This is a genomic window from Sphingomonas sp. Sph1(2015) (assembly GCF_001970915.1).
Taxonomy (GTDB): Bacteria; Pseudomonadota; Alphaproteobacteria; order Sphingomonadales; family Sphingomonadaceae; genus Sphingomonas; species Sphingomonas parapaucimobilis.
Genome location: NZ_MQUI01000033.1, coordinates 1 through 22,436, shown reverse-complemented (window position 1 = coordinate 22,436; position 22,436 = coordinate 1). Strand labels below are relative to the sequence as shown.

The 22,436-nt window shown below is 67.7% G+C and carries 23 protein-coding genes and 2 other RNA genes; 14 read left to right on the top strand and 11 right to left on the bottom strand.

The window, feature by feature from the left end; translation table 11 throughout:
* Positions 1–99: 99 nt before the first annotated feature.
* The 3 genes from BSZ14_RS13310 to BSZ14_RS13300 all read left to right on the top strand — a co-directional run bounded on the left by BSZ14_RS13310 (position 100) and on the right by BSZ14_RS13300 (position 2,471).
* On the top strand, positions 100–1,077 hold the full coding sequence (locus BSZ14_RS13310) for an alpha/beta hydrolase (protein ID WP_076711281.1): 978 nt from the start codon (positions 100–102) through the stop codon (positions 1,075–1,077).
* A gap of 59 nt (positions 1,078–1,136) precedes the next feature.
* Positions 1,137–1,811, top strand: a complete 675-nt coding sequence (gene mtgA / locus BSZ14_RS13305; protein WP_076711280.1) for a monofunctional biosynthetic peptidoglycan transglycosylase — start codon at positions 1,137–1,139, stop codon at positions 1,809–1,811.
* A gap of 249 nt (positions 1,812–2,060) precedes the next feature.
* Complete coding sequence (locus tag BSZ14_RS13300; RefSeq protein ID WP_076711279.1) at positions 2,061–2,471, top strand: hypothetical protein; 411 nt, start codon at positions 2,061–2,063, stop codon at positions 2,469–2,471.
* Positions 2,472–2,480: 9 nt separating this feature from the next.
* On the opposite strand, the gene BSZ14_RS13295 is transcribed toward BSZ14_RS13300, so the two are convergent.
* The 8 genes from BSZ14_RS13295 to BSZ14_RS13260 form a co-directional block, all read right to left on the bottom strand.
* Positions 2,481–2,729 (bottom strand): hypothetical protein, encoded by a 249-nt coding sequence (locus BSZ14_RS13295; protein ID WP_076711278.1) that lies wholly within the window; start codon positions 2,727–2,729, stop codon positions 2,481–2,483.
* A 70-nt stretch (positions 2,730–2,799) separates the two neighbouring features.
* Positions 2,800–3,123, bottom strand: a complete 324-nt coding sequence (locus BSZ14_RS13290; RefSeq protein WP_042483574.1) for a YbaB/EbfC family nucleoid-associated protein — start codon at positions 3,121–3,123, stop codon at positions 2,800–2,802.
* Position 3,124: 1 nt separating this feature from the next.
* The gene (locus tag BSZ14_RS13285) at positions 3,125–4,816 is read right to left on the bottom strand and encodes a DNA polymerase III subunit gamma/tau (protein WP_076711277.1); all 1,692 of its coding nucleotides are present in this window, start codon (positions 4,814–4,816) and stop codon (positions 3,125–3,127) included.
* A gap of 246 nt (positions 4,817–5,062) precedes the next feature.
* Positions 5,063–5,160: signal recognition particle sRNA small type (ffs, locus tag BSZ14_RS13280), an RNA gene on the bottom strand.
* 264 nt (positions 5,161–5,424) lie between these two features.
* A complete protein-coding gene (locus tag BSZ14_RS19355) occupies positions 5,425–5,745 on the bottom strand; it encodes a hypothetical protein (protein ID WP_139330447.1) in 321 nt (106 codons plus the stop codon).
* Between the two features lie 97 nt (positions 5,746–5,842).
* The gene (locus BSZ14_RS13275) at positions 5,843–6,148 is read right to left on the bottom strand and encodes a 2Fe-2S iron-sulfur cluster-binding protein (protein ID WP_076711276.1); all 306 of its coding nucleotides are present in this window, start codon (positions 6,146–6,148) and stop codon (positions 5,843–5,845) included.
* On the bottom strand, positions 6,145–7,395 hold the full coding sequence (locus tag BSZ14_RS20075) for a cysteine desulfurase family protein (RefSeq protein ID WP_241823757.1): 1,251 nt from the start codon (positions 7,393–7,395) through the stop codon (positions 6,145–6,147). The genes BSZ14_RS13275 and BSZ14_RS20075 overlap by 4 nt, the downstream gene beginning before the upstream one ends.
* Positions 7,392–8,447, bottom strand: coding sequence for a cysteine desulfurase family protein (locus tag BSZ14_RS13260; protein WP_076711293.1), 1,056 nt, complete (start codon positions 8,445–8,447; stop codon positions 7,392–7,394). The genes BSZ14_RS20075 and BSZ14_RS13260 overlap by 4 nt, the downstream gene beginning before the upstream one ends.
* A gap of 106 nt (positions 8,448–8,553) precedes the next feature.
* On the opposite strand from BSZ14_RS13260, the gene BSZ14_RS13255 reads away from it, so the two are divergent.
* Positions 8,554–9,210, top strand: a complete 657-nt coding sequence (locus BSZ14_RS13255) for an alpha/beta hydrolase (RefSeq protein WP_042483786.1) — start codon at positions 8,554–8,556, stop codon at positions 9,208–9,210.
* Between the two features lie 195 nt (positions 9,211–9,405).
* On the opposite strand, the gene BSZ14_RS13250 is transcribed toward BSZ14_RS13255, so the two are convergent.
* The 3 genes from BSZ14_RS13250 to BSZ14_RS13240 form a co-directional block, all read right to left on the bottom strand.
* Positions 9,406–10,626 carry a flavin monoamine oxidase family protein gene (locus BSZ14_RS13250; RefSeq protein WP_076711275.1) on the bottom strand — a complete coding sequence of 407 codons (1,221 nt, stop codon included), beginning with the start codon at positions 10,624–10,626 and terminating at the stop codon, positions 9,406–9,408.
* A gap of 2 nt (positions 10,627–10,628) precedes the next feature.
* Entirely contained in the window at positions 10,629–11,534 is a 906-nt protein-coding gene (gene rpoH, locus BSZ14_RS13245; protein ID WP_007404166.1) for an RNA polymerase sigma factor RpoH, read from the bottom strand.
* Positions 11,535–11,602: 68 nt separating this feature from the next.
* Positions 11,603–12,550, bottom strand: a complete 948-nt coding sequence (locus BSZ14_RS13240; RefSeq protein WP_076711274.1) for an RluA family pseudouridine synthase — start codon at positions 12,548–12,550, stop codon at positions 11,603–11,605.
* Positions 12,551–12,567: 17 nt separating this feature from the next.
* On the opposite strand from BSZ14_RS13240, the gene BSZ14_RS13235 reads away from it, so the two are divergent.
* The 10 genes from BSZ14_RS13235 to BSZ14_RS13190 all read left to right on the top strand — a co-directional run bounded on the left by BSZ14_RS13235 (position 12,568) and on the right by BSZ14_RS13190 (position 22,288).
* Entirely contained in the window at positions 12,568–13,020 is a 453-nt protein-coding gene (locus tag BSZ14_RS13235; RefSeq protein WP_076711292.1) for a M67 family metallopeptidase, read from the top strand.
* On the top strand, positions 13,017–13,661 hold the full coding sequence (locus BSZ14_RS13230; RefSeq protein WP_042483773.1) for a histidine phosphotransferase family protein: 645 nt from the start codon (positions 13,017–13,019) through the stop codon (positions 13,659–13,661). Before BSZ14_RS13235 ends, BSZ14_RS13230 begins: the two co-directional genes overlap by 4 nt.
* Positions 13,662–13,720: 59 nt before the next feature.
* Entirely contained in the window at positions 13,721–16,045 is a 2,325-nt protein-coding gene (locus BSZ14_RS13225; RefSeq protein ID WP_076711273.1) for a chemotaxis protein CheA, read from the top strand.
* On the top strand, positions 16,045–16,473 hold the full coding sequence (locus BSZ14_RS13220; protein ID WP_042483767.1) for a chemotaxis protein CheW: 429 nt from the start codon (positions 16,045–16,047) through the stop codon (positions 16,471–16,473). The genes BSZ14_RS13225 and BSZ14_RS13220 overlap by 1 nt, the downstream gene beginning before the upstream one ends.
* Before the next feature lie 83 nt (positions 16,474–16,556).
* Positions 16,557–16,922, top strand: coding sequence for a response regulator (locus BSZ14_RS13215; protein ID WP_042483765.1), 366 nt, complete (start codon positions 16,557–16,559; stop codon positions 16,920–16,922).
* 33 nt (positions 16,923–16,955) lie between these two features.
* Positions 16,956–18,059, top strand: a complete 1,104-nt coding sequence (cheB, locus tag BSZ14_RS13210) for a chemotaxis-specific protein-glutamate methyltransferase CheB (RefSeq protein ID WP_083748254.1) — start codon at positions 16,956–16,958, stop codon at positions 18,057–18,059.
* A 50-nt stretch (positions 18,060–18,109) separates the two neighbouring features.
* The gene (locus tag BSZ14_RS13205; RefSeq protein WP_076711291.1) at positions 18,110–18,958 is read left to right on the top strand and encodes a CheR family methyltransferase; all 849 of its coding nucleotides are present in this window, start codon (positions 18,110–18,112) and stop codon (positions 18,956–18,958) included.
* Positions 18,959–19,025: 67 nt separating this feature from the next.
* Positions 19,026–19,715: an N-acetylmuramoyl-L-alanine amidase gene (locus BSZ14_RS13200; RefSeq protein WP_042483762.1), complete on the top strand. Its 690-nt coding sequence runs from the start codon at positions 19,026–19,028 to the stop codon at positions 19,713–19,715.
* A 160-nt stretch (positions 19,716–19,875) separates the two neighbouring features.
* An RNA gene (gene rnpB, locus BSZ14_RS13195) (RNase P RNA component class A) lies at positions 19,876–20,256 on the top strand.
* 55 nt (positions 20,257–20,311) lie between these two features.
* Entirely contained in the window at positions 20,312–22,288 is a 1,977-nt protein-coding gene (locus BSZ14_RS13190) for an energy transducer TonB (RefSeq protein WP_139330445.1), read from the top strand.
* Positions 22,289–22,436: the final 148 nt, after the last annotated feature.

The window sequence follows — 22,436 nt, the reverse complement described above, 5'->3', positions numbered from 1 at the left end:
CTTTTCCTTATGCGGCCTTTTTACTTGATCGGCGCGCGCCGCATCGGCACCCTCGTTTCGGAATAGCGCTATCAGGCGCGGAAGGATGAGGGGATGCCAATGATCGACCGACGCTCTCTGATCGGGGCCATGGCCACCGTGCCGCTGGCGGGTCGCGCGGCCGCGCAGGCCGCTTCCGCCGCAGCGATGACGCCCTGGCCGCCCGCCGAGCATTTTTCGCTCTGGCCCGGTCGCCCGCCCGGCGCGCGCGCGACCCTGCCCAAGCCCAATCCGTCGATGAACGGCCCCGCCGGTCGGCAGGAATTGTGGCTGCGCGGCACCGCCGATCCAATCGTCGCGGTCTTTCGCCCCGAACGCCCCGATGGGCGTGCGGTGCTGACCATTCCGGGTGGCGGCTATGGTTTTGTGTCGATCCAGAACGAGGGGATCGACGTCGCCAAGACGCTGAATCCGCATGGCATCACCGTCTTCGCGCTGTCCTATCGCCTGCCGTCGGAAGGGTGGGACGATCAGGCGAATGTGCCGCTTCAGGATGCGCAGCGCGCGATGCGTCTGATCCGCGCCAATGCGAGCCGCTACGGCATCGATCCGGCCAAGCTGGGCATCGTCGGCTTTTCGGCGGGCGGGCATCTCGCCGCGTCGTTGACCGTGGGCTATGACGACAAGGTGTATATGCCGGTCGACGCCGCCGACCGGCAATCGGCCCGCCCGCGCTTCTCGGGCCTGGTCTATCCGGTGGCGAGCCTGTCGACGCCGAACACCCATCCGGGCTCGCGCGACAATCTGCTCGGCCCCAATCCCGATCCCGCGACCAAGGCGCGTTACGACACGCCGCGCCGGATCAATGCCAGCACGCCGCCGCTGTTTCTGGTCCACGCCGTCAATGACGGGCTGGTGCCGCTGGACCAGTCGATCGATGTGTTGACGCAGGCGCGGGCGGCCAAGGTGCCGGTCGAGGCGCATTTCTTTGAGAAGGGCGGGCATGGCTTCGGCGCGATGAGCGCGCCCGAAGGCTCGCCGAACCGGCTCTGGCCCGACCTGTTCGACCGCTGGATCGCACAGACGCTGAAGTCCTGAACCGGCGTGGGGCGCGGAGTGAGTGACGTCCGCTCCAAACCCCGCTAAGGACCCCGCCCATGTTGCGCATCGCTCGCTGGGCCATGAAGGCCGTGCTCGCCTTTGTGATCGTCAGTGTCGTCTGGGTCGGCGTCTATCGCTTCGTGCCACCGCCGATCACCTTCACCATGTTGGGGGACGTGATCGGCGGGCATGGCGTGACGAAGGACTGGATGCCGCTGTCCGAGATGGACCCGGACATGGCGCGCGCCGCGATCGCGGGCGAGGATGCGCGCTTCTGTTCGCATAACGGCTTCGACTTCAAGGCGATGGCGAGCGCGGCCGCGCGCAACGCCAAGGGCGGCCGCATCCGCGGCGGCTCCACGATCAGTCAGCAGACCGCCAAGAACGCCTTTCTGTTCCAGAATGGCGGCTATGTCCGCAAGGGCTTCGAGGCGTGGTTCACCTTCCTGATCGAGCATCTTTGGGGCAAGCGGCGGATCATGGAGGTGTATCTCAACATCGCCGAGACGGGCATCGGGACGTACGGCGCCAATGCCGGGGCGATGCGTTATTTCGGGCATGACGCCTCGCATCTCTCACCGACCGAGGCCGCGCGGATCGCCGCCGTCCTGCCGCTGCCCAAGAAGCGCGCGGCGGTGGCACCGACAGGATTTGTCCGCAAGCATGGCAACGTGATCGCGCGCTATGTCGGCGTGGTGCGGCGGCAGGGGCTGGATAGCTGTCTCCGGTGAGGAGGTGGGGGCTCTGTGAGACCCCTTTTCCTCCCCCATCCCCTCCCGCCTGCGGGAGGGGCGTGCCTTGGGCTGGCAGCTGGTTCCAACCGCGGCGGGTAGCGCACACCGCCTGAACAGAACACGCCCCTCCCGCAGGCGGGAGGGGATGGGGAGGGCCGTCGCCACGGGTGAACCTTCTCGAAACCATCGCCCCGCAAAAGCCACGATCCTGCAACACCCTACCTCCATTCTCGTGGGGGCGCATGGATGAGCACAGCCATCGGCCTGATCTTGATGCTGCAGGCAGCGACGCCGGTCCTGCCGTTGCGGCGCATCACGCCGCGGGCGGATTGCTTGCCCGGCCCGGATGAGGTGGTCGTATGCGGACGCGCTTCCGATCGGTATCGCATCCCACCGTCGGTTCGCAGCACAGGCATGGAGGCGGACGGCACAGGATCGGGACTGAGCGGCACTCAGATATTGGGAGGCACAGGTCCATGCGGGATATTCGCAGGTCAACGCCGCTGTTCACCGACCGAGGCGCAAGAGGCTGGCTATGGCGGCGGGCGCGATCCGCTGACCTTCGGCACGAAAATCCTCATGCGGCTGACCGATCCTGATGCCGAGATCGATTCGCCGCCACAGCTACCGGCCGAACGGAAACCGCCCGGCCGGTAGGGGATCATCTCACTTCGCGTCGCCAGAAATCGCGTCACCGGCCTTCTTGGCGGTATCGCCGACGCTTTTGGCCGCCGAGGTCACGGCCGCGTCACGCCGATTCTCCGCGCCGCCCCGGCTGAACAGATAGAAGCCGCCGACCAGCACCGCGATCAGCAGGACGATGGCGATCGCCATGCCGCCGCCGCTGCGGCGCTCGATGACAGTGGTATGCGGCTGCTGCGTGCCATAGGTTTCGGTAACACGTTCATCGGCCATGACATTCCCTCCTGTTTTAATGGAGGAAGCAACGCCATGGCCGACATACCGTTCCCGAAACGATGACAGATCAGAAGGGCAGCTTGAAGCCCGGGGGCAGCGGCAGGCCGCTCGTCATCTTGGACATTTCGCTGCCCGAGGCGGCATCCGCCTTGGTCCGTGCATCGTTGATCGCGGCGGCCAGCAGGTCTTCCAGCATGCCCTTTTCCGACGGCTGCATCAGCGAGTCGTCGATGGCGATGCCGATGATCCGGCCCTTGGCCGAGGCCTTCACCTTGACCAGACCGCCGCCCGAGACGCCTTCCACCTCGATATTGTCGAGATTGGCCTGCGCCTTTTCCAGTTCGTTCTGGACGTTCTGGGCCATTGCCAGGATTTCGTCGAGATTCTTCACATCATGCTCCGTTCACACTGCGTTTGCCGGGCCATTCCATCAATTCGGCCTCGGGGAAAGCCTCTCGCGCGGCGCGGACCATGTCCGATTCCCACGCGGCGGTCTTGATCGCTTCCTCGGCCGCGACCTGCTGCTCGTGCAGGGTCGGCTGGCCGGGGACATCCTCCAGCGTGACGCGCCAGTTCTGGCCCGTCGCCGTTTTCAGCGCCGCGATCAGTTCGCTCAGCGTATCGGCCGCAATCGGGCGCGATCCGCTGAACACCATCTCCGGTGGAGTGTAACGCACGAGACGTGCCCCGTGGCGCATTCGGGCCGCGAGCGCGAGTTGCCCCATATCGTCCAGTCGGTCGATCATCGCGACGAAGCTGTTGGGCAGCCTGGGCGGTTCGGGTTCGGCGGGCGGTGGGGGCGGGGCGAGGGCGACGGGCGCGGCGGCCGGTGCCGCCTGATGCGTCACAGCAGGCGTGGGTGACGCCGCTACGCTGCCATCGCGGATCTGCCGCGCCAGTTCGCCCGGATCGGGGAGCGTCGAGGCATGGATCGCCCGAAGCAGCGCCATTTCGGCCGCCTCGATGGGCAAGGCGGCGCGCGCGACCTCGTCATGCCCCTTCAGGAACAGCTGCCAGAGACGATGCAACGCCGGGAAGCTGAGCGCGCCCGCCCATTCCTCGCGCGCGGCGCGTTCCTCCAGCGGCTGGGCGGCATCGGGCGGCGTGCCGACCTTGGTCAGGGTAATGCCGTGTACCGTCTCCAGCAGCGAGCGGAGCACCGATTGCGGATCGACGCCATAATCATATTGCCGCCGCAGCGATGCCAGCGCGCCCGCGCCATCGCCGTTCAGAACCAGCCCCAGCAGGTCACGCACCGCGCCGCGATCCGACAGGCCCAGCATCTCGCGCACCGCCGCCGCAGTGACGCCGCTGCCCTCCAGATCGGCGTGCGCGATCGCCTGGTCCAGGATCGACAGCCCATCGCGTGCCGAGCCCTCCGCCGCGCGGGCGACCAGCATCAGCGCCTCGTCCTCGGCGGTGACGCCTTCCTTGGCGCAGATATCGGCGAAATGGGCGGCCAGCTTGTCCGCCGTGATCCGCCGCAGGTCGAAACGCTGGCAGCGCGACAGGACGGTGATCGGGACCTTGTTCACCTCGGTCGTGGCGAACAGGAATTTCACATGGGCGGGTGGCTCCTCCAGCGTCTTCAACAGCGCGTTGAAGGCGTTCTTGGAAAGCATGTGGACTTCGTCGACGATGTAGATCTTGAAGCGTGCCGAGACCGCGGCGTAGCGCGACGCCTCGATGATCTCACGCACGTCGTCGACGCCGGTATGGCTGGCGGCGTCCATCTCGATCACGTCGATATGGCGGCCTTCCGCAATGGCGCGGCAGGGCTCGCACTGGCCGCAGGGGCTGATGGTCGGGCCGCCATTGCCGTCGGGGCCGACACAGTTCATCGCCTTGGCGATCAGCCGCGCGGTCGAGGTCTTGCCGACCCCGCGCACGCCGGTCATCAGGAATGCATGAGCCAGCCGGTCGCGCTTGATCGCGTTGCCCAGCGTCTGGACCATCGCGTCCTGCCCGATCAGCGCGTCGAAGGTCTGCGGCCGGTATTTGCGCGCGAGGACGCGATAGGCTTCCGCCTTCGCGGGCGGCTGGACAGGCTGGGTCGGTTCGCCCAGGTCGAACGAATCAGCCATGACGGGCCGGACAGGTCGGGGTGAGGGAAATCATCGCCAGCCAACATAGGCGTTCGGGCGCGCGCCGTCAGGTATAATCGTGAAGCGATCCGTCCTCACCCGCACCACCCCGGCGAAGGCCGGGGTCCCGTCAGGCGGCGCTTTGAGATTGCACGAACCGCCATCGCATCCGCCACGGCAACTGGACCCCGGCCTTCGCCGGGGTGGGCGGAAAACGAGGTGCCAGACCAAAACCAACAATGTGCGGAGGGTGGGAGCCGGAACGACCCGCAGCGAAATCGTTACGGCTGCTTCCGTCAGGACCTGACCGGGTTGGCGACGACTACGTCCGCCCGACTCCCGCTGCGCATATGGCGAAACGGGGCCGGGGGATCAAGTCCTTATCCCACCGGCCCCGTCCGTGACGAACTTTTAGGGCGGATCGACATTTATTTGTTTCCTCCCCTGGAAGGGGAGGTGGCAGGCCGCAGGCCTGACGGAGGGGTGTCCCGGTCTGAGAGGTCGGTCAGACATCGCAAGCGGTGATACCCCTCCACCATGCTGCACATGATCCCACTCCCCTTGCAGGGGAGGAATTGGGGGGGGACTGAATGTCGATCCGGCCTAGCTCAACGATAGGTATTGAAGCACTGACGCTGCGGTCCGTTCCAGGTGCGCACCCAGCGGCAGGTCACGCGCGGTCGGCCATAGCCATAGGCGTAACGTGGGCCGCGTGGACCGCGCCAGCCGGGGCCGCGATCCCAACGGGGACCGCCGCGATGCCAGCCGGGACCACGATCCCAGCCCGGGCCACGGTGGTGCCAGCCCGGCCCGCGATCCCAGCCCGGACCCCGGCCCCAGCGATCATGCGGAGCGGCTTCGGCAGGGGCGGCCGCAGCGATACCCGATACGGCGATCAGACCGGCACCCAAGACAGCAAGAAGTTTCATAACGCTTTACTCCCGGTAATCCCGCCTGTCGGCGAGCATGGGAGAAGAATGGCGAATCGCCGATGATCGATCCCTGAACCCCTTTGTTATCAACGGTTCAGGGAAGACGGACGAGCATGTCGCGCAGGTGCTCGGTCATGATGATCTGGCAGGCGAGGCGGCTGGAACGGGTCGCGTCGGAAACGAGGTCGAGCATGTCTTCTTCCTCCGCCGACGGGGCGGGAAGATAGTCGAGATATCGCGGGTCGATCAGGACATGACAGGTCGCGCACGCCATCTGCCCGCCGCATGTCCCCTCCATGGGTTGGCCGGCGCGTTGCCCGACGCGGAGCAGGGTTTCGCCCGGCTGGGCCTCGGCATCGGTCGTCTTGCCGTCGCGCGCCTGGAAGGTCAGCGCGATCATCGGCCCTGTGCTCTGGCTGCGCTGTTGATCCGGTCGATCGCCTGGATCAGCTCGGCCTCGGTGGTGTAGCGGCCGAAGCCGATGCGGATCGAGGCTTTCGCCTCGCGGTCGCTCAGCCCGAGTGCGGTCAGGACATGGCTGGGCCGCCCCGATCCGCTGGCGCAGGCGCTCCCGGCCGAAAAGGCGATGTCACGACAGTCGGACATCAGCCGCGCGACGTCCAGCCCGTCGCGACGGACGTTGAGATTGCCGTGATAGCGATGTTCGGTCGAGCCGTTGATCGTCCAGGCGCCGCCCAGCCGTTCCACCGCGAGCGACCAGAGCCGCTCGACATGCGCGCTGTCCTCTTCGGCCCGCACAGCCATCAACCGCGCCGCCGCGCCGAACCCCGCGCACAGGGCCGGACTGAGCGTGCCCGAACGCCCGCCCTCCTGATCGCCGCCATGGAGCAGCGGGGGCAGGGTGATGCCGTCACGAATCCACAGCGCACCCACGCCCTTGGGTCCGTGGATCTTGTGGGCCGAAACGGCGACCAGATCGACCGTATCGGGAATGGCGATCCGGCCATAGCCCTGTACGGCGTCGCATAGCATCAGGGCACCCGCGCCATGGGCCTGTTCGGCCAGCGCGGCGACCGGCTGCACGGTGCCGATCTCGTTGTTGACCAGCATCGCGGCGATCAGCCCCGCTGCTTCGACATGGTCACCCCTCCCCTTCAGGAGTGGCAGGTCGGTCATGCCCCCGGCATGACCTAAACGATGCGGGGCATCGTTCACCTGCCACTGGGCAGGGGGTGGGGCGTTTCCACCGACGTGCGGTCTGTGGTGAGGCCCCACCCCAACCCCTCCCCTGAAGGGGAGGGGCTCGCCCTGATTTCCGTCAACGCGATCGCCGCCCACGGTCACCAGGCCTCCGCCATCGACCGGCATCACGGTCAGCGGCCGCCCCGTCGCGGCGGCGGTGTCGAGCACGGCGGCATGTTCGATCGCGGTCGTGACGATCCCGCCGCCCGCGCCCTTGATCGCCCAGTTCAGTGCCTCGGTCGCGCCGCTGGTGAAGACCACTCGCCCGCCGGAGGGGAGCAGCGCCGCCACCTGATCGCGCGCGACCTCGACGGCGGCACGCGCCTGTCGCCCGGCGCGGTGAGGGGAATGGGGGTTGGCATGGCCCTGCTCCAGCCAGGGGAGCATCGCCTTCAGCGCCTCGGGTGCGAGCGGGGTCGTCGCCTGATAGTCGAGATAGATCATGCCGCTTCCACCCGCCGCCCCCGCGCGATGGCACGCCAGGCGGTGACGAAGCGGTCGACATCCTCACGCGTCGTGCGGCGGCCGAAGCTGACCCGAACCACCTCGCGCCCCGCCTCGACGCTCCAGCCAAGCGCGGCCAGCACATGGCTGGGCTTCAGGCTGCCGCTGGCGCAGGCGCTGCCCGCCGAGACCGAAATCCGTGCGAGGTCGAACTGGATCAGCTGCGCCGCCGATGGCTTGCCGGGCATGTGATAGCTGGCGATGGCCGGATGGCGGCGGCTGTCGTCCGCGACCACGATCCCGCCCGAGCGGCGGATCGCATCGTCCAGATGCGCGCGAAGCTCGGCATGGTCGGGTTCCGGTTCGGCCAGCGCGGCGGCATAGGCCAGCACGCCCGGCATATTCTCGGTGCCGGGGCGATAGCCGCGCTCCTGCCCGCCGGTCGGCGCCAGCAGTGCGAGATCGCGGACGAGCAGTGCGCCGATCCCCGGCGGACCACCGCGCTTGTGTGCCGACAATGCGACCAGGTCGGCATGGGCGATCACCTCCGGGTCGGCTCCGGCGGGCATCTGGGCGGCATCGACCAGCAGGATATGTCCGGCGGCGTGGATTGCCTCCGCCAGTTCGCCAATGGGCTGGCGCACGCCGGTTTCGCTGTTCGCCCATTGCACCGTGACCACCGCGCGCGGGCCGTCTAGGTCGGGCAGGCGCAGCACGCCGTCCGGCCCGACCGGCATGACGATCGCATCGGGGGCGGCGCGCAGCACCGCGTCATGGTCGATGGCCCCGACGAAGTGCCGCCCGGCCATCGACCGGCCGAGCGCGATGGACAGGGATTCGCTCGCCCCGCTGGTGAATAATATCTCGTGTCTCCAGCCCAGCGACCGGGCGATGGCGGCACGCGCATCCTCCAGCGCGCGCCGGGCGGCGCGCCCTTCGGCATGGGGGGAGGAGGGGTTGGCCCATATCGCGCAACCCTGCGCCAGTGCGGCACGCGCCGCATCGGTCATCGGGGTGGTGGCGGCATGATCGAGGTAAAGACGGGACAGGATTCGTTCCCTCGCTGGAATGATCGAACAATTGCGAAAAGGGGCTTGCCGCCTATATAGCGCAAGGTTCCCGGCGCTCCACCAGCGCGATCCAGATCGGCGAGTTTTGATGCCCGAAGTCATTTTTCCTGGCCCCGAAGGCCGCCTCGAAGGCCGTTTCGCTCCCGCTCCGCGTCCACGCGCGCCCGTCGCCATGATCCTGCATCCGCATCCCAATGCGGGCGGCACGATGAACAACCGCATCGTGCAGGAACTCTACAAGACCTTCCAGCGGCGCGGTTTCGCCACGCTGCGCTTCAACTTCCGTGGCGTGGGCAAGAGCCAGGGCGTGTTCGACAACGGCATCGGCGAACTGTCCGACGCGGCCTCGGCGCTTGACTGGGTGCAGAGCTTCCACCCCGAAGCCTCGACCACCTGGATCGCGGGTGTCAGCTTCGGCGCGTGGATCGGGATGCAGTTGCTGATGCGCCGCCCGGAAATCCGCGGCTTCATCTCGGTCGCGCCGCCCGCCAATATGTATGACTTCACCTTCCTGGCACCGTGCCCCTCCTCGGGCATCATCATCCAGGGCGAGGCCGACGAGGTCGCCACCCCGGCCGCGACCCAGAAGCTGGTCGACAAGCTGCGCACGCAGAAGCACATCACCATCCACCACGACACCATCCCCAAGGCCAACCATTTCTTCGAGCACGAAATGCCCGAGCTGATGGGGTCGGTGGACCGCTATCTGGACATGCGGCTGGACCCGAACTCGCCGATCCGGTGAGCCGTTTCGACCGCTGATATGTCAAAGGGCCTCGGCGAAAGCCGGGGCCTTTTTTGTTGGCGCAAATCGGCGGAGATGGTTCCTCCGGCTTTGAGCCACCCTCACCCTTCCTGCGCTTCGCGCCTCCCTCCCTCTCCCGATGGGAGAGGGAAGGGGCCCGCGCCGAAGGCGTGGGAAGGGTGAGGGTGGCGCAGTTCAGCGTGACCCCAGGATCGCCCGCGCCGCCTTCACTCCGGTTTCATACGCTCCATGCGCGGTCGAGAAATCCTCGCGCGAGCAAGCCTCGCCCGCAAAGAACAGGCGGCCGTCGACCGGCTCGGCCAGCGTCCGGCGCGCTTCGGCATGGCCGACCCTGGCGTGGCTGTAACTGCCGCCGATCAGCGGCACATGCCGCCAGCGCGTCGCGTCGAGTGGCGTGAAGCGTCGTCGCCAGTCGCTGCCCAGCAACGCCACCAGTTCGTCGATCGCGAAGGCCGCCGCCGCGCCGTCTTCCTCCAGCGCCTCGGCACAGGGGCCGCCGAAGAAGCTCTCCACGATCGGCCAGCCGAAGGGCGAGAGGCGGTGGCTGGCGGTGCATATGGCGTGCGGATTGCCGGTCAAATGCGCATGGGCGGGCCAGGGCAGGGGGCCTTCGACCGACAGGAAGACCTTGTCGGCGATCCCCAGCGGCAGCGCGGCGGCGGCCTCCTGTTTGGCGGGGAGCGGCGGGTCGAAGGTCAGCTTGCCCTCCGCCAGCACGGTGGTCGGAACGGCGACGATGACGCGATCCGTCTCCAGCGTGCCGTGCGACGTGTCGATGCGGATGGTCTGGCCGCGATGGTCGATGCGCGTCGCGGTCACGCCAAGGCGGACCGGCACCTGGGCGGCATGGTGCGCGACGACGGTGCCATAGCCCTCGACCACCGCCCAGTTGTCGTCGGTCGCGGCCTGCTCATAGGCGGCCCAGTCATGGAGCGATACCGAAGCGAGCGATGCGCCATTGGCATAGCCGGAAATCGCGTCGATCATCGGCCGCCACGGATCGTCCGTCGCCACGAAGTCGGACAAGGGCCGGTCCGGGCCGTCGAGCGCGGCCATCGCCGCCTCTTCGAACCGGGCATAGGCGTCACCCGAGGCGCGTTTCTCGTCAGGGGGGAAGCCCAGGTCGTTCCACTGGACCTGCCAGTTTGGAGAGCGGCGATCAACGGTGAAGCCCGCCTGTTCGGCGATGGCCGTCCAGAGATTGCGCTGCGCCGAATGAAGCCAGCCGCAACCATGGTCGACAACATGCCCGGTCGGCAAGCGGACGCTCCGGGCGCGCCCGCCCAGCCGGTCCGCCGCCTCGATCAGCAGGACCTCTCGTCCCGCATCGTACAGCGTACGCGCTGCGGCGATTCCGGCCGCGCCGCCGCCGATGACGACGGTGCGGCCGGTCATGCTCAGGCCGCCGCCAGCAGCCGCTTCTCACCGGCGATGCGCATCATCGCCTTTTGCAGCTTCTCGAACGCGCGCACCTCGATCTGGCGGACGCGCTCGCGGCTGACGCCATAGACCTGGCTGAGTTCTTCCAGCGTCTTCGGGTCATCGGTCAGGCGACGCTCGGTCAGGATGTGCTTTTCGCGGTCGTTCAGGTCGTCCATCGCGCTGACCAGCATGTCGTGGCGGACATCCGCCTCCTGCTGCTCGGCGACGACCGAGTCCTGGAGCGGCGCGTCATCGGCCAGCCAATCCTGCCACTGCCCCTCGCCATCCTCGCGCATCGAGACGTTGAGCGAGGTATCGCCCCCCATCGCCATGCGGCGGTTCATGCTGATGACCTCGTCCTCGTTGACGCCCAGATCGGTGGCGATCTTGGTCACGTCCTCGGGCCGCAGGTCGCCGTCCTCGAACGCGTCGAGCTTCGACTTCATCCGGCGCAGGTTGAAGAACAGCTTCTTCTGCGCCGCCGTGGTGCCCATCTTCACCAGGCTCCACGACCGCAGGATATATTCCTGGATCGAGGCGCGAATCCACCACATCGCGTAGGTGGCGAGGCGGAAGCCGCGATCGGGCTCGAACTTCTTCACGCCCTGCATCAGGCCGATATTGCCCTCCGAGATCAGCTCGGAGGTGGGCAGGCCATAGCCGCGATAACCCATCGCGATCTTCGCCACGAGACGCAGGTGCGAGGTGACGAGCTGGGCCGCCGCCTCCGGGTCGCCATGCTCCTGAAAGCGCTTGGCGAGCATATATTCCTGCTCCGGGGCAAGGATCGGGAATTTCTTGATCTCGGCCAGATAGCGGTTGAGCGACTGCTCCCCGCCCAGTGCAGGAATCGTCGCCGGGACGTTGCTGCCTTTTGCCATGATCCTTATCTCCCTTTCTGGAGCGTCATTCCGTTTCGCCCCGTCGTCGGGCGCGAGGCGGTCTTCTGCTATACGTGAAGCCGACTGAACAGTTCCTGCATGTCGGGCGGCATCGGGCTCTCAAACGCCAAAGCGTGGCCGCTTATGGGATGAATGAATCCCAGATGCGCCGCATGCAGCGCCTGGCGCCGGAATTCGAGTTCATCGAGCAGGGCTTTTTGAGCACCCTTTGTTCTACCATAGACGGGATCGCCCAGCAAGGCGTGACCCAGCGATTGCATATGGACCCGCACCTGATGCGTGCGGCCCGTCTCCAGGCGGCATTCGACCAAAGCGGCGTTGTTCAGCTTTTCGATGGTGCGGTAATGGGTGACGGCGCGCTTGCCGCCCTGCACGATCGCCACCTTCTTGCGGTTCTGCGGGCTGCGCGCGAGCGGCGCGTCGACCGTGCCGTCGGCCGGGCGGGGAATGCCGCCGGTGATCGCGCGGTAGCGGCGGTCGATCGAGTGCGCGGCGAATTGCTTGGCCAGCCCCTCATGCGTGCGGTCGGTCTTGGCCGCGACCATCAGGCCCGACGTGTCCTTGTCGATCCGGTGGACGATGCCCGGCCGCGCGACGCCGCCGATGCCCGATAGAGACCCGCCGCAATGATGGAGCAGGGCGTTGACCAAAGTGCCGTCGAAATTGCCCGCCGCCGGATGCACGACCAGCCCGGCGGGCTTGTCGAGGACGATCAGATGTTCGTCCTCATAGGCGATGACGAGCGGGATATCCTGCGGCTCGTTATGCGCGGGCAGGGGAGCGGGCACCGCAACCTGGAACAGGTCGCCGCCCGCCGCCCGCTTGGCGGGGTCGCGGGCCATCACACCGTCGCGTGTCACCGCGCCGCTGGCGATCAACACCTTCAGCCGTTCGCGCGACAGAGTCGGCACCGCATCGGCCAGCGCGCGGTCCAACCGCCAGCCATCCGCTGTGGGCGCGATCCGCGCATCGATGATGGAAACCCCCCGGTCCATAGCCTAATAAATTGGGCATGACCGTAACGATTTCAAGCGATGCGCTGGACCTGATTTGCAAAAGCGCGGCCGCTTCACCCGATTATGAGGTGTGCGGGTTGTTGCTGGGGGAGGGCGATCACGTGGCACGAGCGGTCCCCTGCGACAATGTGTCACCCGAACCGGGCCGTCGTTTCGAGATCGATCCCGCCGCGCTGATCGCCGCGCACCGGGCCGCGCGGCGCGGTGGCCCGGCGGTGATCGGCCATTATCATTCGCATCCTACGGGGCTGACCGAGCCTTCGCCGCGCGACGCCGCCGACGCCGCGCCCGACGGCAGCATCTGGCTGATCGCCGGGGGCGGAGCGGTCACCGCCTGGCGCGCGGTGGCGGCGGGTGAGCGCCATGGGCGCTTCGATCCGCTTGCCCTTGCTTGCACAGAACGCACGCCCGCGTCAGAAAGGGCTAGTTTGTCGAGGGATTTTTCATGACCATCAGCCCGGTGGATTTCGCGAGCCTGTTGTGTTCGCGATTGTGCCACGATCTCCTGTCGCCGGTGGGGGCGCTCAATAACGGGCTGGAGCTGCTGGCCGATGAAACCGATCCGGCGATGCGTGAGCGGTGCATGGAATTGCTGGCGGACAGCGCGCGCGCCTCGGCCAACAAACTGAAATTCTTTCGCCTGGCGTTCGGCGCGGGCGGCGGCTTTGCCGACCGGGTCGACATGGGCGAGGCCAAGGCCGCGATCGAGGGGCTGCTGGTCGACAATCGCCGCACCACGCTGGGCTGGCTGGTCGAATCGCCAGCGCTGCCCAAGCCCGCGGTGCGCATCCTGATGAACCTGGCGCTGATCGCGACCGAGGCGCTGGCGCGCGGCGGCACGATCGACATCGGGGCCGAAGCAGGCCGGGAGGCGATCGAGATCGCGATCCGGATCGAGGGGCCGCGCATCCTGCTCGATCCCGAAATCCGGCGCACTCTGATGGAGGGGCAGGGCACCGAGCCGCTGGCGTCGCGCACCGCGCCCGCCTTCCTGATCCATACCCTGACCACCGAACTGGGCGGCATGACGCTGGTGACGGAGCCCATGCCCAACACCATGATCCTGGGCGCGGCGATCCGGGCGGGGTAAACACCCTTTTAATCTTGTGGCGGCAAGAGGGTGGCGAAAGGACGCGCCCTCGGGGACTTATGGACGACCTGCTGCAGGAATTCATTGCCGAGACACGCGAAACGCTGGAGGCTTTGTCCAGCGAGATCGTCGCGTGGGAGGCGGCGCCCGGCGACCGTGCGCGGCTGGATGCGATTTTCCGCTTCGTCCACACCGTCAAGGGAAGCTGCGGCTTTCTGGACCTGCCGCGCCTCGCCAGGCTGAGCCATGCCGCCGAGGATGTGCTGGCCGATGCACGCGACGGCAAGCGGATGCCCGACACGGCGCTCGTCGATGCGGTACTGGCCATCGTCGACCGGATCGGCGCGGTGGTCGAGGGGATTGCCGCGGACATCGCGCTCGATGACTCGGATGACGACGCGCTGATCGCGGCGCTGACCCGGGTGGAAGAGGTGGTCGTGCCCGCCCCGGCGGTCCGCGTAGCCGTCGCCCCGCGTGCCGCGCCGCGGAGCATCCGGCTGAACGTCGATCTGCTCGACCGGATGATGAGCGGCATGTCCGACATGGTGCTGGCCCGCAACGAACTGGCCCGGCGGCTGCGCGACGACGTGCTGGACCCGCGTGTCGAAGCCGCGCTGGACCAGCTGTCGCTGACGGTTGCCGATATGCGCGATACCGTGACGCGGACGCGGATGCAGAAGATCGACGGGCTGTTCTCCGCGCTACCCCGGATGGTTCGCGACACGGCGGCCGAACTGGGCAAGGCGGTCACCCTGCGTATCGAGGGATCGGACGTGGACCTCGACCGCGAGATGATCGAGATGATGCGCGACCCGCTGGTCCATATCATCCGCAACGCGATCGACCACGGCATCGAACCACCCGCCCGGCGGCGCAGCCTGGGCAAGCCGCCGACCGGCCAGATCGGCGTCACCGCGCGTCAGTCGGGCAACCAGATCCTGATCGAGATCGAGGATGACGGCGCGGGCATCGATGTCGCGCGCATCGCGGCCAAGGCGATCGAGAACGACGTCCGCTCCGCCGCCGAGGTCGCGGGCATGAGCCCCGCCGAAAAGCTGAAGCTGGTGTTCGAGCCCGGCTTGTCGAGCCGCGACACGGTATCGGCGGTGTCGGGGCGCGGCGTCGGCATGGACGTGGTGCGCGCCAATATCGAGCATGTCGGCGGCCGCATCGCGTTGGACAACCGTCCGGGCCGGGGCCTGACCATCACCATCCGGATTCCGCTGACCCTGTCGATCATGTCGACCCTGATCGTCGCGGTCGCCGACCAGCGTTTCGCCATCGCCCGCCAGGCGATCGAGGAGATCGTCAAGGTGCGCGGCGAACAGGTGCGCGTCGACCCGGTCGGCGACATCCGGGTCGCGACGGTGCGGGGCCGCCGCCTGCCGATGCTGTCGCTTGGGTCCTTTCTGGGGATCGGGCAGGGCGATCCGTCGACACTGGTGATCGTGTCCACGCGCGACGGGGATTATGCCCTGGGCGTCGACGACGTGCTCGATACAGAGGAAGTGGTGGTCAAGCCCGCCGCCCCGGCGGTGATGGGCTCCGGCCTCTATGCCGGGCAGACCCTGCCGGACAGCGGCCTGCCGATGTTGCTGCTCGACAGCGGGGGGCTGGCGCAGGCGGCGGGGCTTCGTTTCCAGCGGAATATCATCGCCGCCGACGAAACCGCCGCACAGGAAACCGCCAACCCCGCGCTGTTGTTCGACGATCTGGACGGCGCGCGCCGCGCCATCCCGCTGGGCGCGATTGACCGCGTCGAGAAGGCGACCGCCGAGGCCGTCCACCGCTCCGGCGGCCGAACGCGCCTGATCGTCGAAGGGGCGACCATGCCGCTTCATCATGTCGATCCGGCCGCGCTCGACGAAGCGCTGGCGCATGGCGAGGTCGAGCTGCTGCGCCTGACCGATGGCGAGACCGAATGCGCCTATGCGATCGGCGGCGCGCTGGAGATCATCCACCTGCCCGCCGAGATCGCGCCCGCCACCGGCGGCCCGGTGCTGGGCATTGCCGTATGGGAAGGCCGGGCGCTGGAAATTCTCGATCCGCTGGCCTTCTTCCTCGACTCCGGCGTCGTGGATACCGGTCCGGTCGCACCGCTCTGTCTGCTCGACGGCGCGGGCGCGGCGTGGATGGACCGGTTCCTGCGGCCCGTGCTGGAGGCGCATGGCTATCGCTGCACGCTCAGCGCCGATGGCGGGGAGGCGCCGTCCGTCCGCCTGATGATGGAGGAGGATGCCGTCGTTGCTTCGACGTCGGACGCCCCCGTGGTGCGCCTGCGCCGCGACCGGGAGGGGGTGGCGGATCCCGACAGCATCTATCGTTACGACCGCTCCGCCCTGATCGCGGCGCTGGCGGGCCATGCGCGCCGGGGAGGGCGCTGATGGCGTTGTTCCTGATCGCCTGTATCGCCGGGCAGGGCGTGGTCTTCGACGCCGACCAGGTCGATTCGGTCGTCGATATCGGCGAGGTGGTGGCGGTGCCGCGCGCCGAGCCATCGGTGCGCGGGCTGACCGCGCTGCGCAGCCGGGTCATCACCGTCGTCGACACCCGCCGTGCGCTGGGGTTGGAGCCGACCGCCTCGCATGTCCGCCGCGCCGTCATCACCCGGCAGGACGGGCATTACTACGCCATGCTGGTCGACGCGCTGGAGGATATCGAGACGTTCGATATGCGTCCGATGCCGCACGTGGCACCGAAGGACGGCCGCTGGTCGCGCGCCGCCAACGGCATGGTCTTTCGCGATGGCGAGCCCCTGCTGGTGCTCGATCTGGCCAAGCTCGTGCCGCAGCCGGCGGCGCTGGTTGCCTGACCAATTAACCCGGCCGTTACCTATCGCAGCTATTTCGGACGTCAGATCCTGCCGGGACCTCCGGCGGGAATAGGGCATGCCGCATGAAAACCTGTCTCGTCGTTGATGACTCCAAGGTGATCCGCAAGGTCGCGCGCCACATATTGGAAACGCTCGACCTGCAGGTCCGGGAGGCGGGGGACGGTCGCGAGGCGCTGGAAGCGTGTCTGGAAGAGATCCCCGACGTCATCCTGCTCGACTGGAACATGCCGGTGATGAGCGGCATGGATTTCCTGCGCGCGCTGCGCGACGCCAATCTGGCGCGGCGGCCGCGGATCGTCTTCTGCACCACCGAAAACGGCATGGCCCATATCCGCGCGGCGATCGATGCCGGGGCCGACGAATATATCATGAAGCCGTTCGACCGCGACACGCTGGAAAGCAAGCTCCAGCTCGTCGGCATGATCTGATCCGGCAGGACCTGCCACCCGGAGCGCCGCGCCATGAGCCCGAGCCCCTCGACCGCCCTTCAGGCCGCATTGTCCGTCCATGGGCAGTTCGAGGCCACGCGGGTCTTGATCGTCGACGATTCGGCGGTCGCGCGGGCGCTGATCGCACGCCAGATCGAACCGCATGAGCGGTTCCGCGTGGTCGGCGCCGTCACCCATGTCGAGGCGGCACTTGCCTTCCTGAACGACCAGGCGGCCGATATCATCCTGCTCGACGTCGAGATGCCCGGGGTCGACGGTATCACCGCGCTTCCCCGGCTGATCGCGGCGGGGCGGGGCGCCCGTATCATCATCGTCTCGGCTTCCACCCCGGCGGGGGGCGCGGCGGCGGTGCAGGCGCTGGCGCACGGCGCGGCGGACACGCTCGACAAGCCCCGGCCGCAGGGACTGGCCGAGTTCGGCGACATCCTGTTGCAGAAGCTCGACGGGCTGGCCCACTCGACGGACCGCCCCGCCCAGGCCGCCCCTGCGCCGGTGAACAGGATGCGAGCCGCCGTTGTCCGACGGGCGCTGCCGGATATCATCGGCATCGGGGCCTCGACCGGTGGCATCCACGCACTGGCCAAGCTGCTGGCGCCCATTCCGGCGACGATGACGGTCCCGATCGTGGTGACGCAGCATCTGCCCGCGACCTTCATACCCTTTTTCGCAACCCAGCTGGCTGCCGTCGTGCGCCGCCCATGCGTCATGGCGCACGACCGGATGCGCGTCCGGCCCGGCGAGATCGTCGTCGCCCCCGGCGATGCTCATGTCACCTTCGTCCGGCTGACCGATGGCAGCGCGGCGATCCGGCTGAAGCATGAGCGCGCGCGCAGCGGCTGCCTGCCTTCGGTCGATCCGATGTTCGCCTCGATGGCCGAGCTATGGGGCGAGCGGGCCTGGGGTATCGTGTTGACGGGCATGGGGCGTGACGGACTGGAGGGAGCCAGGATGTTGAAGGCCGCAGGGGGGACTATCATTGCGCAGGATCGGGAGAGCGCCGTCGTCTGGGGCATGCCGGGTGCGGTCGTCACCGACGGTCTGGCCGACCTGGTGATGACCCCCGACGCGATCGGCGCGATGTTGGCGGGTGGGGTCGCGGCGGGAGGGGTCTGCTGATGGTCCTGGCCTCTAGCTGGACGCCCGCGCCCCGCGTCCGCCCCGGGAGCATGGCGCCGGCGCAGTCCCCCTTGTCGGGTCAGTCGCTCGCCGTCCTCAGCGCGCTGTTGGAGGCGCGGACCGGCCAGCAGATCGCCAGCCATCGTTCGACCCGTGTCGACACGGTGCTGTTGCCGCTGATGCGCGAGCGTCGGATGGAGACTCTGGACCAGCTGGTCTATGCCCTTCTCGACGGGCGCGATCCGCAGCTGGCGGGCCGCGTCATCGACGCGCTGGTCAATGGCGAAACCTCGTTCTTCCGTGACCCGCATGTGTTCGACCATATCGTCGAAACGGTTGCCGAGGTGGAACGCGAAGGGCGCCGCGCCCGCATCTGGAGCGCGGGCTGCTCGACCGGCCAGGAACCCCTGTCGCTGGCGATGATGTTCGCCGAGCGGCAACAGGTACATGGCACGCCGATGCCCGAGATCATCGCGACCGACGTGTCCGAAGCCGCCATCGCCCGCGCCCGAAGCGGCTGCTACACCCAGTTCGAGGTACAGCGCGGCCTGCCCATCCGCCAGATGGTTCGCTGGTTCGACGGGCGACCCAACAGTGAATGGGTGGCCCGGCCCGAACTGCTGCGCCACATTTCCTTCCGCCATATGAACCTGACCGTCGATCCGGCGCCCGGCGGATCGTTCGACCTGGTGCTGTGCCGCAACGTCATGCTGTATTTCGCGGCCGAGCCGAAGAAGCGCGCCTTTCGCACCATCGCGTCGGCGATGCGGCCGACCGGCCTGCTGGTCCTGGGCGCGGGCGAGACGGTGATCGGGCAGACGGACCTGTTCCAGCTCGCCTCGGTCGGGCGCGGCGTGTACGAGAAAAGCGACGTGGCCGATCTGCCGATCGGTGCATGAAGCCATATCCTTGCGCCAGGCTTCCCGCTAACAGGGGCGGACGAACCGGGATCGTTCAGGAGGTTGCATGACGATCGTCGACACGCCGTCACCCAATTTCGACGCGCGTAGCCTGCCCATCACGATGATCGTATTGCACTATACGGGGATGCAGGACGCGGAGTCGGCCATTGCCCGACTGCGCGATCCGGAGGCCAAGGTGTCATGCCATTATCTCGTCGCCGAGGACGGCACCGTGCTGCGCATGGTCGACGAGGCGGAGCGGGCCTGGCATGCGGGACGATCGCACTGGCGCTCGATCGAGGATGTGAACTCGGCGAGCATCGGGATCGAGATCGTCAATCCCGGTCATGACTGGGGTTATCGCCCGTTCCCCGACGAACAGATCGCGGCGGTGATGGAGCTGGTCGCCGATATCCAGAAACGCCACGGCATCACGCGCGGCAACATCGTCGGCCATTCCGACATCGCGCCCGCCCGCAAGCGCGATCCGGGCGAGCTGTTCCCCTGGGGCGCGCTGGCCCGGCGGCGCCTCGCCCTGCCGCGCCCGACCAGGAACCTGATGGACCCGATGTGGACCGAGGCGGGCTTCTGCCTGGCGCTGGAGCGGTTCGGCTATGACGTGACCGACCGGATGGCGGCGATCATGGCGTTCCAGCGGCGCTTCCGCCCCGAGCTGATCGATGGCGAGATCGATGCGGAGTGCCGGATGATCCTGCTGGCGTTGTTGCTGCCCAGGCCGCAGGGGGATGACTGAGGGGGAGGGGCGTGGGCTTCGACTTCGCTCAGCCTGAACGGAGCAGGGGAAAGGGGCTTTACCTCAACCCCCGTTCCGCCTGAGCGAAGTCGAAGGCCACGCGATACCCCAACCACAAACCCCTTGCCCTCCGCCGCATTCCCGCTACAGCCGCCAGCAGTCAGAGGGCCGGGCGGCCGCGGCCTCGGGTAACCGGGGGCGAGGAAAGTCCGGGCTCCACGGAATAACGGTGCCGGGTAACGCCCGGCGGGGGCGACTCCAGGGACAGTGCCACAGAGAGCAGACGGCCACGGCTTCGGCCAGGTCAGGGTGAAAGGGTGCGGTAAAAGCGCACCGCGGGTCCGGTAACGGAAACGGCATGGCAAACCCCACCGGGAGCAAGACCGAATAGGGATGGCATGGCGCGAAAGCGTCGGGGCGCGTTCCCGCCCGCTATCCGGGTTGGTTGCTTGAGGCGATGTGCAAGCATCGTCCTAGAAGAATGGTCGCCCATCCGGCTTTGGCCGGTGGACAGAACCCGGCTTACAGGCCCTCTGGCTTTCCTGCGCAAATTCGGGCAGCGTTCCGCCAAACTCGGCTTGGGAGGGTGCGGGGACGTGAAAACCAACAGAAATTTCGTACGCGTGACGTTGGCGGGACTGATCGTCGCGACAGGTGCGGCGGCGATGGCGCAGCAGGCGGCTCCGGCCCAGACCATGCAGCAGCAATATGACGCCGCGACCGCGCTGGACGCGGGCCAGGACCCGGCGGCGGCGCTGGTCGCGTGGAACCGCATCATCGCACAGGTAAAGCCGGGCAGCCGGACCTGGGCGATCGCGATGGTCCGCAAGGGCGGCGCGCAGTTTCGTCTGGGTCAGATTGACGATGCCGCGGCGGCGATTCGCGCAGGCCTGGCCGTGCTGCCCGCCCAAGACCCGTCGCTGGCCGAGGACCGATTTGCCGCGCATATGAAGCTGGGCGGCATTGCGACGGCGTCGCTCGACTATGCCGATGCCACCGCAGAATATCGCAAGGCGGCGGCGGAGTCCCCCGACGATATCGGGCGGATGGCCGCGCTGCTGGCGACCGTGCGGACCCAGACCTTCACCGATCCGGGCGAGGCCCAGGCCTCACTGGCCCAGGCGGACGCGCTGGCGCAGAAGCTGACGTTGAGCAAGGGGGACCAGGCGGCGCTGGAGCAGGCACGCATGCGTCTGGCGTTGAATACCGGGCGGCTGGACGACGCCAACCGGATGGCGCCCAAGGTGGTGACGCTGCTCGGCGGCATGACGCTGAACAAGGTCGATCTTCGCGACGTCGCCGCCCGCTCGGATGCGGCCATCGCCGGGCTGCTGACCCATCACGAGGACAGCGCGCGCGAATATATGGCCTATACGGGCGCGGGCCGTTCGACCAAGGGCAGCTTCAGCGCCGCCAGCATGATGGCCCCGCCCGAATGCGGCGGCGAGGCCGATCTGAAGCCGGAAGACGTCGCCGTGATCCAGTTCAGCGTCGGCGACGACGGAACGGTCTTCGGCGTCGAACCCATTTATTCCTCCGGCGGCGGGGCGAAGGGACTGGCCTTTGGCCGCGCGGTCCGGGAATGGGTTTGGTCGCCCGAGGAACTCAAGGAATTGCCGCCCTTCTTCCGGTACAATGTCCGGTTGGAGATGCGCTGTTCGACCGCCTATAGCCGTCCCTCGATCGGTGAGGCGATCAATGCCAGCTTTGCCGAATGGCTGGAGAAGAAGGGCGTGGCGGCATCCGCCAGGACGGGTTCGGCCGGTGCCGATGCACTGACCCGCCAGCGCGCCGCGCTCGCCGCGGCCGAGGCCAAGGGGCAGACGCCTGCGATCCTCGCCGCCGCCGCGCAGATGCTCGAAAATCCGACGCTGGGCAGTGACGATCGCGCCGCCCTGATCGCGAAGGCCCAGCCGCTGGCGGCGGCATCGGACATGCCCGCCATGGCGCAACTGGTCTTTGCGATTCCGGCCCAGGAAGGGCGCAACCGCGACTGGCGCGGGGCGGGGCGCTATGCCGCCGTCATGAGTCCGATGCTGGCGCAAAAGCCCTTTGCCGACGATCCGCAGGCGCGCGCCGCGCTGCGCCTGTGGATCGCGGATCGAACCGGCGAGAAATATGCCGGCCCCTATCTTCAACAGGTCGCCGACGACAAGGGACTGGAGCCGCGCGATCCGTTGCGCGTCGGGGCGCTGATCCGGCTGGCCTCGGCAGCCAAGCGGCAGGGCGATCTGGCCCTGGCGCGCCAGACCTTCGAGAAGAGCGGGCTGGCGGCCTCGCAATGCGCGACACTGGATGCCACCCCCAAGGTCGTGACCTATCCCGGCAGCAGTGCCTTCCCGCAGGAGGCGCAGCGCTGGGGCTTTGAGGGCTGGGTGCGCAACCAGTTCGATATCAGCGCCGATGGCCGGGTCGCCAACGCCCGGACGCTGGTCAGCTATCCGCCCTTCATCTTCTCGCAGGCGGCGGAAAAGGCCTTCACGTCCATGCGCTATGAAAAGACCTACCGCCCCGATGGCGGCGTCGGATGCGGCGGCAGCTTGAACGGAATCCGGTTCCAGCTGCCGAAGTGATCGACTTGTTAAGGGGGATCGGAACCGGTGTTCCTCCTCCACCCCTCTCAAAGGCAGCGGGATGGCGTAGAGACAATCCCAATAGAGCCCCTCCCCCTTCAGGGGAGGGGTTGGGGTGGGGCCTCCCCACAGGCTTTATGCTTGCCGA